The following is a 15,183-nucleotide window of genomic DNA, read 5'->3' as shown; positions in this document are numbered from 1 at the left end:
GGTATATCCTTAGCGTAGCGTAATGGTGCCGGTCATGTACGTTGTCGCTTGCCCGCCAATCAGCACTCGATCGCCCAGCCACTGACAGCGCAGATCGCCCCCGCGGGCGGAGACCTGCCGCGCCTGCAGCGTCGTTTTGGCCAGTTTTTCCCCCCAGTAGGGAATCAGCATACTGTGCGCCGAGCCGGTCACCGGGTCTTCAACAACGCCCTCGCCCGGGCAGAAAAAGCGGCTGACGAAATCATATTCATCATCGGCGGCGCTGACGCAGATCATTTTGCCCGTCCGCTCAAGCAATGACATATTCGGCCGCACGGCTTCCACCTGCTGGCGGTTTTCGAGGATCACCAGATAATCCCGCCCTTCGCGAATCTCTACGGCCTTATCCAGCCCAAGTCCGGCCAGCAGCTCCGGCGGCGGGGCGATAACCGGGGTGGTTTGCCACGCCGGGAAGTCTAACGTCAGCCAGTCGCCGTTACGCGTCACCCTCAGTTCCCCCACAAAACGGGTACTGAACACCACCGTGGTGGAAGGATGGTCGAGATATTCAAAGATAATGTGCGCCGAGGCCAGCGTGGCGTGACCGCAGAGGTTAATCTCATGCAGCGTGGTGAACCAGCGCAGCTCATAACCCTCATCGGTACGCACAAAAAAGGCGGTCTCGGACTGGTTGTGCTGCTGCGCCATACTCAGCAGCGTGTCGTCGGGTAACCATTCGGTGAGTGGGCACACCGCGGCGGCATTACCGCCAAAATTGCGATCGCTGAAGGCATCTACCAGGTAAAAATCAATTTCCTGCATCATACAACGCTTCCTGTTTTTACTTTTCTTCAACATGACATAAAAGCGGGTCATGTACACGATCTATATAAAAATGAATCCGTTAGCTTATAAATGCCGCCTGATGCCATAGTGAGATCCAGATCACAAAACGATTGTATTTTCACCAGCAATCGTTTTAAGATCGAGACCTCTTCTTCCTCTTTAGTAACCAGCTCAGAACCTATGATTACAAACACGGTTTCACGCAGGGTCGCGTGGCTTCGGGTAGTCACGCTTGCGATCGCCGCTTTCATTTTTAACACCACCGAGTTCGCTCCGGTCGGTCTGCTGTCCGACATTGCCGACAGCTTCGGCATGGAGACCGCTCAGGTGGGCATGATGCTGACCATCTATGCGTGGGTGGTCGCGTTAATGTCGCTGCCGTTTATGCTGCTGACCAGCCAGATGGAGCGCCGCCGCCTGCTGATCGGCCTGTTCATTCTGTTTATTGCCAGCCATGTGCTGTCGTTCTTTGCCTGGAGCTTCAACGTTCTGGTGATCAGCCGCATCGGGATCGCCTTTGCCCACGCGGTCTTCTGGTCGATAACCTCTGCATTAGCAATACGTCTGGCGCCGCCGGGCAAACGTGCGCAGGCGCTGAGTCTGATTGCAACCGGCACCGCGCTGGCGATGGTATTCGGCATTCCTATCGGCCGCATCATCGGGCAGTATTTTGGCTGGCGGACCACCTTCCTGGCGATCGGTCTGGGGGCGCTGGTGACGCTGGTGTGCCTGTTTAAGCTGCTGCCTAAACTGCCCAGCGAGCATTCCGGTTCGTTGAAAAGCCTGCCGGTGCTGTTCCGTCGCCCGGCGCTGCTGAGCATCTATCTGCTGACCGTCATCGTGGTGACCGCACATTACACCGCCTACAGCTATATTGAACCGTTTGTACAAACGGTAGCCGGTATGAGCGGTAATTTTGCCACCGTGCTGCTGCTGATCCTCGGCGGCGCAGGGATCATCGGCAGCGTGCTGTTTGGTAAACTGGGCAACCAGCATGCTTCCGGGCTGATTAGCATCGCCATTGGCCTGCTGCTGGTCAGCCTGCTGCTGCTGCTGCCGGCATCGCAAAACGCTCACCACCTGATGGTGTTAAGCATCTTCTGGGGCATCGCGATCATGATTATTGGTCTGGGGATGCAGGTGAAGGTTCTGGCGCTGGCGCCGGATGCCACCGATGTGGCGATGTCGCTGTTTTCAGGGATCTTTAATATTGGTATCGGCGCGGGCGCGCTGGTCGGCAGCCAGGTCAGTACGCATCTTTCGATGGACGCGATCGGCTACGTCGGGGCGATTCCGGCGCTGGTGGCGCTGGTGTGGTCAATCATGATATTCCGCCGCTGGCCGGTGTCGCTGGACGATCATCAGCCTCACCACTCCTGAACGGGATGATGAAAGAAAAAAGCCTGCCGGTTGTTCCATCGGCAGGCTTTTTTATTCGCGGGTCGTCAGTGAAGCGACGGCGACGTTATCAGGCGTGGTAGGTGGTAATAATTTCCAGCACACCGTTGATAATAAACTGTACGCCCATGCACACCAGCAGGAAGCCCATCAGGCGCGAAATCGCTTCGATTCCCCCTTTCCCCACCAGACGCATGATTGCCCCAGAGCTGCGCAGGCAACCCCAGAGAATAATCCCGACCAGGGCAAAGATAATCGGCGGCGCCACCAGCACCACCCAGTTCGGAAAATCGACGCCATGCTTCACCGTCGATGCCGTACTGATCAGCATGGCGATGGTCCCCGGCCCGGCGGTGCTCGGCATAGCCAGCGGCACAAACGCGATATTGGCCGTCGGTTCATCCACCAGCTCTTCGGATTTGATCTTCGCTTCCATCGAGTCATGCGATTTCTGCTGCGGGAAGAGCATCCGAAAACCGATGAAGGCCACAATCAACCCGCCGGCAATGCGCAGGCCGGGAATAGAGATGCCGAAGGTGCTCATCACCACCTGACCGGCATACCAGGCAACCATCAGGATAATGAATACGTACACCGAGGCCATCAGCGATTGTTTGTTGCGCTCCTCGTTGTTCATATTGCCAGCCAGCCCGAGGAACAACGCAACGGTCGTCAGCGGGTTCGCCAGCGGTAAAATCACCACCAGCCCCAGACCTATCGCCTGAAAGAGTTCAATCATAATGAATTAAGGCCCCGTTAATTTTTCACTATTAAAAAGTTTTGCCGCGCCAGTATAACTTTGCTCGTCAATATCATTCCAGCGCTTATCACCCGGCCGGTGCAGCGCCCCACCGCCGCTTCAGCCAGGGCCAGAAGTCTGCTTTAGCAAATCGTGTCATCGTCTAATCCCTCAGGTTGACATATTATTGCCTGGGCAATAATATCAGCAGCAATTAACTACTTGCCTGGGCAACCATTGTGAAAAACACCAGCGATCTGTTTAACGAAATGATCCCCCTCGGTCGCTTGATCCAAATGGTTAACCAGAAAAAAGATCGCCTGCTCAACGAATATCTCTCGCCGATGGATATTACTTCCACCCAGTTTCGGGTGCTTTGTTCCATTCGTTGCGAAGTATGTATTACCCCCGTTGAGCTGAAAACCGTGCTGTCGGTCGACCCAGGCGCAATGACGCGCATGCTCGACCGTCTGGTCTGTAAAGGCTGGATTGAACGGTTACCCAACCCCAATGACAAACGCGGCGTACTGGTGCAGCTAACACCAGACGGTGCAGCCCTTTGTGAGCAGTGTCATCAGGTTGTGGGTCAGAAATTGCACCAGGAATTAACAAAAAATCTGTCGGCGGATGAAGTGGTCAATCTTGAGCATTTACTCAAAAAAGTCCTGCCGTAATAAGAAGAGGTAAGATGATGTCCAGACGCAATAATGACGCCATCACTATCCATAGTATTTTGTCGTGGATTGAAGATAACCTGGAATCGCCCCTGTCGCTGGAAAAAGTGTCCGAGCGTTCTGGTTACTCCAAATGGCACCTGCAAAGAATGTTTAAAAAAGAGACCGGTCACTCCTTAGGCCAGTACATCCGCAGTCGCAAGCTGACGGAAATCGCGCAAAAACTCAAGCAGAGCAATGAGCCGATTTTGTACCTGGCAGAACGTTACGGTTTCGAATCGCAACAAACGCTGACGAGAACCTTTAAAAACTACTTCGACGTTCCGCCGCACAAATATCGCATGACCAATATGCCGGGTGAATCCCGCTATCTGATGCCACTAAACAACTGCTGTTAATCGCCTGCAACAAGACGTATTGAGGAAATCATGAAACTATTCGCTACCGCGGCCATGGTCCTGGTCGGCCTGGTCTCCAGCCAGAGCTATGCGGAGCAAACGACTACGCCGGTTCGCCACAATCACCGCGACGCGATGATTATGCCTTCCGAACATAACGACTCTCCATTTGATTTCAATCATATGGCTGCCGGTAGCGACAAATCGGATGAGCTGGGCGTACCGTATTACAATTAACTGCACTACCCGAGCATTTCGCCCCGTTTACGGGGCTTTTTTTTGCGCCTCTGACAACAACGGATCGCGACCCCTGACTGTCCCCAGGTGGCCGTTTACTGCGCTCCCTCAACTCAATTTGTCCCCCAATATCATATAATTCCTTATCCCTGTTCATCGTAGTTACGCTCGCAAAACGATAAGACCGCCGATGTACATTTCAACCCGGTTTAAAATTGTTCTTCACCTGTGTGGGTTTCTGGTTTTGCTCTACAGCCTGACCATGATCCCGCCGATGCTGATTGCGCTGTTCGCCAAAGAGCGCAGCGTTTTTGCCTTTTTTTCGACCTTTGTTCTCGCCTTCTCTGGCGGTTTGCTCTGCTGGCGGGCGACGCATCAGTCGAAGGTTAATCTCGAAACCCGCGATGGTTTTCTGATTATCGTGCTGTTCTGGCTGCTGTTTTCCGCCATCAGCGCTTTGCCGCTGTGGTTAAATGACGAACTACGCCTGTCGATAGCCGACGCCCTGTTTGAGGGCGTCTCGGGGATTACCACCACCGGGGCGTCAGTATTTCATGACGTCTCTTCGCTACCCGTGTCGATCCTCTATTACCGCGCCCAGCTCAATTTTGTGGGCGGCTTAGGGGTTATCGTGCTCGCTGTGGCGGTGTTGCCGCTGCTGGGCATCGGGGGAATGAAGCTTTATCAGTCCGAGATGCCCGGTCCGTTTAAAGAGGAGCGTCTGACGCCGAGGCTGGCGGATACTGCCAGAAGTCTGTGGCTCACCTATATGCTGTTGGGGGGCGCCTGTACTCTTGCTTTTTTCCTTGCCGGGATGTCGTTTTTTGATGCCCTTTGTCACGGGCTATCGACGGTGTCGCTGGGAGGGTTCTCCACGCATACGGAAAGCATCGGCTACTACCAGAGCGATGCAATAGAACTGGTGGCCGGGGCCTTTTCTCTGCTCTCGGCCCTTAACTTCACCCTCTATTTTGTGGCTATCGCGCGTCGTAGTCTGAAACCGTTTCGCCGCAGCACCGAGATGCATTTCTTTTTCCTGGTGGTGGCGCTGGTGGTCGCGGTGGTCACTTTCGAAGTGTGGCGTGCGGGGATGTACAGCCTGCCCAAATCATTGGTCCACGCCTTTTTTCTCACCAGTTCTATGATCACCGATAACGGTCTGGCAACGGCGGATTATGCCTCCTGGCCGCCGGAAATTATCGTGCTGCTGCTGTCAGCGAGCTTTTTCGGCGGCTGTGTCGGGTCGACCTGCGGGGGAATTAAGGCGCTGCGTTTTCTGATCCTCTTCAAGCAGAGCCGCCACGAGGTACATCAATTAGCCCATCCCCGGGCAATCATGAGTATCCGCGTCGGAAACGCAATCATCACCGATCGCGTGCTGCGTTCGGTGTGGAGTTTCTTCTTTCTGTATATCCTCACGACCTGCGTATTTGTCTGGCTGCTGAATCTACAGGGCTACGATCTGCTGACATCGTTTGCATCGGTTGCCGCCTGCATTAATAACATGGGCCTCGGTTTTGGGGCGACCGCCGATGGCTTCGCTGGCCTGAATGATGTCTCGAAATACCTGATGTGTATGGCGATGCTGCTGGGGCGACTGGAGATCTATCCGCTACTGATTCTGCTTTCGCGTACATTCTGGCGTAGTTAGCGGAGACGGCTTCCGGCTATTCTCCAGACAGTTGATTGCGCTCCGGCGCTGAGAAGAATACATAACGCCTGCAGTGCAGGCGTTAGTGGTTAGTTCACCGTGGCCGGATGCGCCAGACGTCCCTCGTCCTCACCCTGCTGCTCTTTCTCGTGCCTGCGCTCCGCCAGTAGTCGGCAGATCTCCGCATGCTTCTCCTCGGTAAAGGTAAAGCGCGACATAAACACCAGCCGGATCAGCGAGCCTATGGCCGGGAGCAGGCAGATACCAAAGAACAGCCCCGACAGCACACCGTCACTCTGGGTGGGCGCCTGCGGCACATAGCCGATCATCGTCAGAAACACGCCGATTAACCCGCCGCCGACCGCAACCGACATCTTGCCGGTAAAGGTTTGTCCGGAGAAGGTGATCGCCGCGCAACGCTTGTGGGTGTGGTACTCCGCATATTCGATGGTGTCGGCAATCATCGACGAGGTGAGGATATTGGTCATCATCACGAACAGCGTACTCAGGCCAAGCAGGGTAAACAGCATGGCCGCGTGCTGATATCCGACAAACCACATCACCACGCGTACCGCGACATCCAGCCCGCAGAGGATCATAAACAGCTTCCGCTTCTGCATCCTGCGCGTCAGCATCGGGGCGACAAGGCACACCATCGCCGCCATAATCCCCATCACGCCGATCGCCATCTGCAGGCTGCCGTCCCCCATATTGTTGATAAAGAAGTAGATATAGAGGCCACCGGCCACGTTGTGAAACACGCAGAAAAAGAACGACAGCAGAACGATAAACAGCGGCTTGTTCTGGCGCAGGTTATGGAAGGTGTCACGTATCGTCACCTTTTCCGGACTCGGCGGCACGCGCTCCTTAATCTGCATAAAGCCGTTGAGCATCAGCGGCAGGCCTACCAGCATCATGACCAGCGCCGCCATAAAGTAGCCTTTGTCGTTGCTGTAGTGCGCGAAAAACGCCGCCAGTTTCGGGAAGAAGATATTGGCGCAGGCGATCCCGGCGTTGACCCCCAGCATGGCCGCCGTCACCGCGCGGGTGCGCTGCCCGGAGTCATTGGTCATCACCGACGACATCGACCAGAACGGAATATCAGAGATGGCGTACAGCGTCCCCCACAGAATGTACGTCACCCCGGCGTAGAGAATTTTAGTGGTCATGTCCGCTTCGATTTTATAGAACGACAGCAGCGTGACGCCGGTAATCAGTACCGGGGCAATCAGCAAAAAGTGGCGAAACTTGCCGAACCGGGTGTTAATGGTATCCATTATGCTGGCAAATAGCGGATCGTGAACCGCGTCCCACGCGCGGGCAATCAGGAAGATGGTACTCGCCGCCAGTGCCGAGATCCCCAGCACGTCGGTGTAGAAATAGTTAATAAACGAACCCACTAAACCAAAGCTAAAACACTGACCTAAACCATAACCAAAATAAGACCACAACTCGCGAGACGGTATTTTCATTGTCATTGCCATAGTGCGTACCTGGTTGCCCGGCGGCAGGCCGCCGGGTGGATATTATTAGCCCTGAGCCTGCGGGGCAATCTGACGGAGCTTCTTCATTAAGGCCATTTCACTGCGCGAAAACGGGATACCGTTCTCCTCAAACACATCGTGGAACCAGAGACGGCAGTAGTCCGTGGACTCTTTCATCACTACCGGCCACGGCAGCCACGTCTGCGTTTTGCCGCGCACTAGTCCCCACTGATACGGAGCGATCTTCGCCGCGTACATCAGCGGGAGTTGCTCTTCGATGGTGCTGCCCACGTGGCGGGCCAGCCATTCGGTGCAGAAGATTGGTCGCCCAAGCGCCTGCAGCTGCTGGATAATCGCGGTCATACGCCCGGTGTTGGTGTAGGCGTGGAAACTCACCACGTCTGATAACGCCAGCGCGGTCTGATCCAGCGGATGCTGATAAAACGTCTCGCCCTCCTCCTCCGCCGGCAGACGCCAGGCGCAGACGGTAAGCGGCTGAGTCGGATCCTCTTCACGCGCCCAGCGGAACGCCAGTTTCATCAGCTCATGCGCGCAGGTCTCCAGCTTCGCGTCATACTGCACCTCTTGCGTACCGGTTGCGAAAATGCCGCGGTTGCCCGGCTCGTTATACAGATCCCACAGCAGCACGCGGCTGTCGTCGCGGAACTGGCGGACAACGTCGCGGATATAGCGCTCAATATGCGGCCAGCAGTCGGGATCGCAGACCTTGTCACGTCCCGGGCTCGCTGCCGCCTGGCTGTTGTGCTTACCCGGCACCGGCGGTTTTTGCGGCCCCAGATAGGGCTCATCACCGGAGAAACCGCAGTCGTCCATCAGAGTCAGCATGGTGCTGAATCCGCGACTGTCGGCGAGGGTCAGAAACTTGTCGATACGCGCTATCAGGCCGTCGCGGTCGTCTTCCCAGACAATAAACGGCAGGTTGATACGCAGGGTGTTGTAGCCCGCCTCCGCCGCCCAGCCCAGTTCGCGATCGATGGTCTCGGCATCGAAAGTCTCTTGCTGCCAGATATCGGTCCAGTTCACTGCCGTTGACGGCAGGTAGTTGAACCCGCACAGCCACCCCTTCTGCTGATACCACGCCTGCGCCTGCGCTTTACTCCACTGCTCTTTCATTACGCGTCCTCTTGCTGATAATATTTAGCTAATAAATATTAGTTGCGGGATAAATGCGCAAATCACCACGCGAAGAAAAGCGACAGCCTTCACAAAGTTCACGCTTCGGTGAATGAGAAACGTGATCGACAGCGCGTAAGCGAGCAGTTAGGGTATGATGCGGTGACGCGAGAGGGAGAGGACGAATGAAGCGAAAGACTAAAGTCACGATGAATGATATTGCGCGAACGGCGGGCGTGTCTCAGGCGACGGTATCGCTGGTGCTCAACCAGTCGCGCAACATCAAGCTCAGCGACGACACCCGCCAGCGGGTCATCAGCGTGGCGACCGAACTCGGCTACGACCGCCTGCCCGCCATTCATGCGCCGCGCAACCAGGAAGAAATCGCCCTGCTGGTGAGCTCCCTGCAAAGCTTTGATCCGTTTATCGACGCCATCAGCCAGGCGCGGGAAGCCGCGTGGCGCAACGAAGCGCTGCTGACCGTTTACGACTATGGCGATGACGTGGAGCTGGCGCTGAACATTATCCGCCAGCTGGAGAAGCGCAACTGCGTGGGGATTATTCTCGCCTCCCCCGTGACCACCCTTGTCGACATGACTGCTTTTCAGGACTGCAGCCGCATTCCGCTGGTGCTGCTCAACCAGCGCGACCCCGGCTCGCCGCTGCTGCCGTCGTTTATTCCGGACGACTACGCCAACGCCTTCCAGGTAACAAAACACCTTATCGCCTGCGGCGCAAAGCGTATCGCCCACATCACCGGGGAGAGCTGGATGGAAGCCTCCCGCCAGCGTCTGGCCGGCTACCAGGCCGCGCTGCAGCAGGCCGATTTAGCGTGTGACGACAGCCTGGTGCGCCAGACCAACTGGCAGTTCAGCGAGTCTTTTACCGCCACCACCTCTCTGCTGGCGCTGGATGAACGCCCGGACGCCATCTTCTGCGCCAGCGACTGGCTGGCGATCGGTTGCTATCAGGCGCTGGCGGTAAACGGCATTGGCATCCCCCAGGATATGCTGCTGGCGGGTTATGATGACCAGAAAATCTCCGAGCAGCTCACCCCGCCGCTGACCAGTATCCAGCTGCCATACAGCGAGCTGGGACGCCTGGCGGTGGAGTACCTGTGCAACCAGGAAGATGCCGCCACGCACGTGATGCTGGCGGGCAGGCTCAAGGTGCGGACATCGAGCCTCGTCTGAGGTGAAGACCCTTCTGGCGCAAGGCTCGCCGCCGGCGTGGCGCGTAACTTACGGCTATTGACTATCCGAGCGCGCAGAACCGCATCGATCGGCAACGATGTCCTGAAGATCTGTGCGCGAGGCGGCTACGCTTTTCACGCGACCATGATAGACCGCCGAATTAACGTGTCCGGTATCGCCAGCGCCATTAACGCCGGCGAGATGTCTCGCCCAGGCTGGAAGGCGAACGGTCGCTTGCATCGTCCCCCAGGGGGTGGGGAAATGGTTGCGATGATCTGTCTGTTCGACCGAAAGCATATTTCGTAACCTTATCTGCCCTGCATTGCTAAACACCCGCGGCTACCACTCATCAGCAGGTTTTAAACTTATTCATGGCTAATAATCAAGCGGTCCCACAAAAATCCGTAACGTGCGTATCGATAAGACCGATAATTGCACTTCCCTGTTTTTTTTTAAATATCAGATGCTCAGAAAATATCGGGTGTTTTTTAATCCCTCATGTAATTATATTCGCTGCAAGGAGATGCAATGCGCTATACCCATTTTTTAATGGTTCCTGAAATCGGCGCGAGCCGCCTCAACCAGACGCTGAAAAAAGACGCACAGACCATGCCTTTTTATGTCGCTTTCGATAACAGAGGAAACCGACAGCATTATGGCTATATCTCTTGTCAACAGGCAAAAGTCAGGGGAATATTTAGTCAGTAAGTTTGATTAAAAACCATTCCTCCTCATGCTGTCTTGATTAAGAAGAGGAATATTAATTTATTAAAAAATCAGTACCCTGCAGCTTTATTGGCGGCTTTTATACGCTTATTCATGGCGTCTTTTTCTTGTTTGTCATGGGCCTGCATTATCCCGCCCGCAGCATCCACCCAATCATTTGCGGTACATCCTGATAATCCCACGCTCAGCATAAACGCAAAAACATACTTCATATTCTCCCCATCCCCTGATTTTTGTAGAAATAACGTCCATGTAATACACAAAGCATTCGACGCTGACGTCGTTACTTTAACAAGAAAAAGGCATTATGAACAAGACGAGAATTTCCAATCCGCTACGCTATAACGGCCAGAAATGAATTCTGACGTTATTCATTTAATATACAGAAGAGAAAATAGAACTTAACACACTCCATTTTAAAGGGTGAACTTGACTGTTTTTTAGCGTGGCGTCGCCTGGATGCGGGATGTTGCCAGAAGGCCGCGTCGGGGCATTGGACATCCCCCCGTTCCCCCTGCGATGGTTGACAGAAGAAAGCAAGAAGCCCTTTGCTTTCTCTCTCTTCTCAGACGGATTTAATCAGTTGGTCGGCAGCAGCTAAAAAATGAATGGCCCGAATGACAAGAGCACTTAGATTTCAAGTGCAGCACGGATTATGGTTTCCATTTTCTCCGGCGTGACGAACGGTGCAAAACGCCTGAGCGGTTTACCGTCGCGTCCAATCAGAAATTTAGTGAAGTTCCACTTGATCCGCCCGCCCAGTACGCCGGGCAGTTTATCTTTCAGGAAACGAAACACCGGGTGCGCTGCGGTCCCGTTCACCTCTACTTTCTCGAACATCGGGAAGCTCACACCGTAGTTGATGTGACAGGTCCGGGCGATTTCGTCGGCGCCGCCGGGCTCCTGCTTACCGAACTGATTGCAGGGGAAACCAAGCACCACCAGCCCCTGGGCGGCGTACTTTTTGTACAGCGCTTCAAGACCGGCGTATTGCGGCGTGAAGCCACAGTGGCTGGCAGTATTCACCACCAGAACCAGTTTGCCGGCGTAGTCGGCCATAGAGATGCGCTGGCCACGCAGACTGTTGGCCGTCAGTTCATAAAAGGCGGTCATGTCGGAATCCTCAGAGCAGAACCCGTTCGACACCGACATGACTACGCAGCGCGTTGCTGCACGGGAATATCGCGTGGAGAGCGGCAAGTTGTTCCTGCTGATGATAACCCGGTAGGTCCTGAATCGCGACGTCAAGTTTTAGTAAGAATGATGCCGGCGGTGGTGGCCTGAATCCGAACGCGGATCCCGGCATCGTTCCTTGGCTGCCTGTTCACACAATTAAATCGTGCGAACAGGACCAGAAGGACACCCAACAGGCGACCGGTGCCCCGTTCCCCATTGATGAACTCTGCATGATGTTAATCGTGTCCGTTTTGCTACGAAACCCACCATAGAGCTACCATCGGACGACGATGAGCGAAAAGCTGACCTTGAGTCATCCTTTCCCAGGCCGGCGTTTTATGTTTTCCTTGGCCTAAGCAACGGAACAAGGAAAACACCGTGAAAATCTACTGGACCCTAAAAAGTATTACCGAACTAAAAGACTTATCTTTTCGGGAGCGCGGAAGACGGTGGCGGAATGCCTATAAATCGGCCTTCCGGCACTGGCAGACCTGGGGCGGCCTCGTCCTCTGCGGGGCCTTCAGCGGCGCGGGAGCGCACTTTGGCGGACTGGCCGGCACCGTAATATTTGCTGGGCTGGGTGGCTTTATTTACGGCCAGATCGTGACACACGTTGTCCTGAAACATTATCGGCACCGACTGCAGGACGAAGCCAACTGATCTTTCAGGCCTGAAAAGCGTTCAGGCTCATCAGGCTGTAAGTGACTAGATCTTTTTTTCGCAGCTAACCTTAAGATTCAATCATTTCTAATGATTGAATCTTAAGGTGCTCCCTCCTGCTCACCCAGGCCAAAACCCGCACTACGTTTCCCCGCGATACAGTAAAGGCCCTGCATTTAAGATACCACCCCAAACAGTAATGATAACTATTTGCATCAGTGTGCTATGTTGTATGCGCTTAAAACAAGAGCGGGTTCTCATGGCGGAAGATAAGACTCATCGCGTGGGAAAATCCTGTGGCTGCGCTGAGATGCAGCATCAATACAATTTATGGAGAGAAGATGAGAAGAATTTCAGTCTGGTCAGTGCTGTTGGCTTCAGCTATTGCGATGTCAACCGCCATAGCGGCATACGCCGATAGCCAATGGACAGCCGCCACCACGACCTTTCCTGGTAGCATCCGTGCCGGGTCACGGGAAATTCCCGTCAAGCCCGGAGATAAAACGGTTATAGCCATTAAGAGCCTACAGGCGGGCACGACCGTCACCATTCTCAATGGTGCTGAAGTCCTGACACCGAAACCACTGACCGCCGACGAGAAGGGAAACCTCACTATTCCGTTGACCGTTCCGGCCGATGCCGCAACAGGCCTTCATCCACTCACTGTTATTACGCAAAACCCGGCGAGCGTTTCGCAGGTCATGTTGAAATTGTCCCAGATTGTCCCGCCAAAAAACACGGAGGCTTTCAGGCTGCAAACAACGTCCGTCGGTGAGCGGGCTTACCAGGTGGCAGTGTCGGCTGACGGAAAGCTGTTCGTGACCTCTGCACGCGGCCCGAAGGATGGTAGCCGCCTACTGAGACTGAATGCCAGAACCCTGGCTGTCGAAGCGGAGGCAACACTGCCTGAAGACAAAAAGGGCGAGCAGATTGGTGTCTTCGGCGTCGGTGTTGATAATGCCCATAATCAGGTCTGGACGACGAACACCCTTGCCGAGACGGTGACCGTCTATGACGCAAAAACGCTTGCCGTCGCCAAAGTCTTTCCGGAGGGTTCGGTCGCACATCCACGCGATGTGGTTATTGACGAAGCCAACAATCGGGCCTATGTCAGCGCGGCGCTGACCGGTTTTGTCGAAGTGTATGACACCAAAACGCTGGAGCACATCGGTCAGCTGGAGTTTGTGGTGGAGCGTGGCAAAAACCTGTTTAACAGTACCGATCTTACCCTCGATAGCGCTGGCGGCAAGCTCTACGGCGTCAGCCGCGATACGCCATGGGTAGGCTGGATTGATCTCAAAACCGGCAAGAGTACGACGGTGAAAGTACCTCAGGCGCAGGGCGCAACCGACATCGCTCGCGATCCGCAGACCGGCCGTCTGTATGTCGCGTCCCAGGAGACGAACAATGTCGTGGTTCTTGATGCGGACGGTAAGGTACTTGCGGATACCTATATTGGTGCCGGGGGAGTATCTGTCGTCTGGGATCCGGTGACCTCGCAGGTTTTCGCCGCCGCGCGTGCAGGCGGAACCGTAGCAGTGCTGAACAAGGACGGTAAACTGGTCGCTAATATCCCGGTGGATGATACGCCAAACAACCTGACCGCCGGGCCTGATGGCGCAGTTTATCTGGTGTCTATGTATGGCTCGACCGGAGATAAAGTTCAGACCGGTTCAGTGACGAAAATCACCGCCAAAAAATAACGCCATGAGTCCGCCGGGTTAGTCGCAGGCAGGTCAGCCTGGCATTATTATTAACCCCCAGTCACCTGTGGGCCGGGGGTATGTTTTAGCGTATCCGATCGATATTCACATCTTTTTACTCGAAGCTGATTGACGTCCATCGCGATCAAGCAACACAAATCTCGTTCTGGTGTTCACCGTCTCACCTGGACGAAGCGGTATGTCTGCCCAGAGGCCCACAAAAAACGGCTTCCGCGGTTGCGGCACCTCACCTTCCGGCTGCAAGCAGATCAGAATAAAACGCTATACGTCAGGAGCTCGAGGGAAAATTTCAAGGTAACTACTATTCGTATAAAAAGGAACAATCAGAAACAGCATACCGGCACCTCCTTGCTGATACTGTACGGCTAAATCTCCATTATGAGTGATGAAGAGTCGGTGCTCCCACCACTGGCATCCGGCGCTCATATCTGGGGTACAGTTTTTGACCTTTCTAATTAATTCACCATCCTTTGTCAGATATAGAGATTTCACGTTTGAGTCTGATGGTTTTTCTTCTGAGCCATCGAGAAGGACAAATGTTCTTTCATCCAGAGTTCTGTTTTGCGAATCAATCGATTTGATATGCATTGTTTTGGAATCATAATCGAGTTTTAACTCTACAGTTGAAGTCTTGTCACCTTTAACGTAAAAAAACTCAGTCAAATCGCCTGCGCCCCAGTATTTCTCCTCACTTGATTTAACGGGTTTAGCCATGAACCGATAAAGGCTATGTGAATGAATATCCTGTCGGTTAGAATACTCCGCTTTATATTGTGCCATCTGCGGCGAATGGACAACACACCCGCTCAGTGCCAGCACAATGAATAAAACAGACGGTCCGCGCATTGACAATTCCCTATGTTAAATAACCCAAGCCAGCATTAATTTATACTATATCTCTAAGCGGCTGACTAACAGGGATTATCGACCGCTGTTCAGCGGTCAGCTATATAGCCTGATCCGGTCACGGAAACCCTCTCAACGAAGAAAAGTGAAAAAGCCAGACCTCACTCCAGCCTGTTTTTGCCGGTGACCTCTCTTTCTACCTGTTTTCGCGTTGCAGCGGGCGTTCCGCTGTTTCTGTCTATGCATGCAGAATGGCTGCCGATACACCTTCATGAGTTTACAGTAGTTAACCGGCAGCTTTGAGCGAGAAGCGGACCG

Annotated in this window: 16 protein-coding genes; 9 read left to right on the top strand and 7 right to left on the bottom strand. The window is 54.2% G+C overall.

Features of this window, described 5'->3' with window-relative positions:
* Positions 1-9 precede the first annotated feature (9 nt).
* Positions 10-801 (bottom strand): PhzF family phenazine biosynthesis protein, encoded by a 792-nt coding sequence (locus AC236I_RS12240; RefSeq protein WP_032724359.1) that lies wholly within the window; start codon positions 799-801, stop codon positions 10-12.
* Positions 802-1,005: 204 nt separating this feature from the next.
* Here AC236I_RS12240 and AC236I_RS12235 point away from each other — a divergent pair, with 204 nt between their 5' ends.
* Entirely contained in the window at positions 1,006-2,205 is a 1,200-nt protein-coding gene (locus AC236I_RS12235) for a sugar transporter (RefSeq protein ID WP_004862182.1), read from the top strand.
* Positions 2,206-2,293: 88 nt separating this feature from the next.
* Here the strand turns inward: AC236I_RS12235 and AC236I_RS12230 are convergent, their stop codons facing one another.
* Complete coding sequence (locus AC236I_RS12230) at positions 2,294-2,962, bottom strand: MarC family NAAT transporter (RefSeq protein ID WP_004862185.1); 669 nt, start codon at positions 2,960-2,962, stop codon at positions 2,294-2,296.
* A gap of 239 nt (positions 2,963-3,201) precedes the next feature.
* Here AC236I_RS12230 and marR point away from each other — a divergent pair, with 239 nt between their 5' ends.
* From marR to AC236I_RS12210, 4 genes are all read left to right on the top strand, one after another.
* Positions 3,202-3,636 (top strand): multiple antibiotic resistance transcriptional regulator MarR, encoded by a 435-nt coding sequence (gene marR, locus AC236I_RS12225; RefSeq protein WP_004862187.1) that lies wholly within the window; start codon positions 3,202-3,204, stop codon positions 3,634-3,636.
* 17 nt (positions 3,637-3,653) lie between these two features.
* Positions 3,654-4,034 (top strand): MDR efflux pump AcrAB transcriptional activator MarA, encoded by a 381-nt coding sequence (gene marA, locus AC236I_RS12220; protein WP_004862191.1) that lies wholly within the window; start codon positions 3,654-3,656, stop codon positions 4,032-4,034.
* 30 nt (positions 4,035-4,064) lie between these two features.
* Positions 4,065-4,271, top strand: a complete 207-nt coding sequence (marB, locus tag AC236I_RS12215) for a multiple antibiotic resistance protein MarB (RefSeq protein WP_004862194.1) — start codon at positions 4,065-4,067, stop codon at positions 4,269-4,271.
* 190 nt (positions 4,272-4,461) lie between these two features.
* Positions 4,462-5,922, top strand: coding sequence for a TrkH family potassium uptake protein (locus tag AC236I_RS12210; RefSeq protein ID WP_487608819.1), 1,461 nt, complete (start codon positions 4,462-4,464; stop codon positions 5,920-5,922).
* Positions 5,923-6,011: 89 nt separating this feature from the next.
* Here the strand turns inward: AC236I_RS12210 and AC236I_RS12205 are convergent, their stop codons facing one another.
* Both AC236I_RS12205 and AC236I_RS12200 read right to left on the bottom strand, forming a co-directional pair.
* Positions 6,012-7,406, bottom strand: coding sequence for an MFS transporter (locus AC236I_RS12205; protein ID WP_487608818.1), 1,395 nt, complete (start codon positions 7,404-7,406; stop codon positions 6,012-6,014).
* A 45-nt stretch (positions 7,407-7,451) separates the two neighbouring features.
* Complete coding sequence (locus AC236I_RS12200) at positions 7,452-8,540, bottom strand: cellulase family glycosylhydrolase (protein ID WP_015584289.1); 1,089 nt, start codon at positions 8,538-8,540, stop codon at positions 7,452-7,454.
* Between the two features lie 185 nt (positions 8,541-8,725).
* Here AC236I_RS12200 and AC236I_RS12195 point away from each other — a divergent pair, with 185 nt between their 5' ends.
* A complete protein-coding gene (locus AC236I_RS12195) occupies positions 8,726-9,733 on the top strand; it encodes a LacI family DNA-binding transcriptional regulator (RefSeq protein WP_015584288.1) in 1,008 nt (335 codons plus the stop codon).
* Positions 9,734-10,261: 528 nt separating this feature from the next.
* Positions 10,262-10,441: a hypothetical protein gene (locus tag AC236I_RS12190; RefSeq protein WP_071359419.1), complete on the top strand. Its 180-nt coding sequence runs from the start codon at positions 10,262-10,264 to the stop codon at positions 10,439-10,441.
* A 68-nt stretch (positions 10,442-10,509) separates the two neighbouring features.
* Here the strand turns inward: AC236I_RS12190 and AC236I_RS12185 are convergent, their stop codons facing one another.
* Together AC236I_RS12185 and AC236I_RS12180 are read right to left on the bottom strand one after the other, a co-directional pair.
* The gene (locus AC236I_RS12185; RefSeq protein ID WP_004862211.1) at positions 10,510-10,671 is read right to left on the bottom strand and encodes a hypothetical protein; all 162 of its coding nucleotides are present in this window, start codon (positions 10,669-10,671) and stop codon (positions 10,510-10,512) included.
* 418 nt (positions 10,672-11,089) lie between these two features.
* Positions 11,090-11,572, bottom strand: a complete 483-nt coding sequence (locus AC236I_RS12180; RefSeq protein WP_487608817.1) for a glutathione peroxidase — start codon at positions 11,570-11,572, stop codon at positions 11,090-11,092.
* Positions 11,573-12,013: 441 nt separating this feature from the next.
* Here AC236I_RS12180 and AC236I_RS12175 point away from each other — a divergent pair, with 441 nt between their 5' ends.
* Positions 12,014-12,295, top strand: a complete 282-nt coding sequence (locus AC236I_RS12175) for a hypothetical protein (protein WP_004862215.1) — start codon at positions 12,014-12,016, stop codon at positions 12,293-12,295.
* 341 nt (positions 12,296-12,636) lie between these two features.
* Positions 12,637-13,998 carry a YncE family protein gene (locus AC236I_RS12170; RefSeq protein WP_327204563.1) on the top strand — a complete coding sequence of 454 codons (1,362 nt, stop codon included), beginning with the start codon at positions 12,637-12,639 and terminating at the stop codon, positions 13,996-13,998.
* 282 nt (positions 13,999-14,280) lie between these two features.
* On the opposite strand, the gene AC236I_RS12165 is transcribed toward AC236I_RS12170, so the two are convergent.
* A complete protein-coding gene (locus AC236I_RS12165; RefSeq protein ID WP_004862221.1) occupies positions 14,281-14,865 on the bottom strand; it encodes a hypothetical protein in 585 nt (194 codons plus the stop codon).
* Positions 14,866-15,183: the final 318 nt, after the last annotated feature.

Source organism: Klebsiella sp. Sb-30 (assembly GCF_057652795.1).
The sequence above is the reverse complement of the archived record's forward strand: the minus strand, read 5'-3'. Positions and strand labels throughout refer to the sequence as shown.

Bases quoted from the DNA above. Each gene is read 5' to 3' on its own strand.
- AC236I_RS12240 (WP_032724359.1), bottom strand. From the start codon at position 801: ATGCAGGAAATTGATTTTTACCTGGTAGATGCCTTCAGCGATCGCAAT.
- AC236I_RS12235 (WP_004862182.1), top strand. From the start codon at position 1,006: ATGATTACAAACACGGTTTCACGCAGGGTCGCGTGGCTTCGGGTAGTC.
- AC236I_RS12230 (WP_004862185.1), bottom strand. From the start codon at position 2,962: ATGATTGAACTCTTTCAGGCGATAGGTCTGGGGCTGGTGGTGATTTTA.
- marA (WP_004862191.1), top strand. From the start codon at position 3,654: ATGTCCAGACGCAATAATGACGCCATCACTATCCATAGTATTTTGTCG.
- marB (WP_004862194.1), top strand. From the start codon at position 4,065: ATGAAACTATTCGCTACCGCGGCCATGGTCCTGGTCGGCCTGGTCTCC.
- AC236I_RS12210 (WP_487608819.1), top strand. From the start codon at position 4,462: ATGTACATTTCAACCCGGTTTAAAATTGTTCTTCACCTGTGTGGGTTT.
- AC236I_RS12205 (WP_487608818.1), bottom strand. From the start codon at position 7,406: ATGGCAATGACAATGAAAATACCGTCTCGCGAGTTGTGGTCTTATTTT.
- AC236I_RS12200 (WP_015584289.1), bottom strand. From the start codon at position 8,540: ATGAAAGAGCAGTGGAGTAAAGCGCAGGCGCAGGCGTGGTATCAGCAG.
- AC236I_RS12195 (WP_015584288.1), top strand. From the start codon at position 8,726: ATGAAGCGAAAGACTAAAGTCACGATGAATGATATTGCGCGAACGGCG.
- AC236I_RS12190 (WP_071359419.1), top strand. From the start codon at position 10,262: ATGCGCTATACCCATTTTTTAATGGTTCCTGAAATCGGCGCGAGCCGC.
- AC236I_RS12185 (WP_004862211.1), bottom strand. From the start codon at position 10,671: ATGAAGTATGTTTTTGCGTTTATGCTGAGCGTGGGATTATCAGGATGT.
- AC236I_RS12180 (WP_487608817.1), bottom strand. From the start codon at position 11,572: ATGACCGCCTTTTATGAACTGACGGCCAACAGTCTGCGTGGCCAGCGC.
- AC236I_RS12170 (WP_327204563.1), top strand. From the start codon at position 12,637: ATGAGAAGAATTTCAGTCTGGTCAGTGCTGTTGGCTTCAGCTATTGCG.
- AC236I_RS12165 (WP_004862221.1), bottom strand. From the start codon at position 14,865: ATGCGCGGACCGTCTGTTTTATTCATTGTGCTGGCACTGAGCGGGTGT.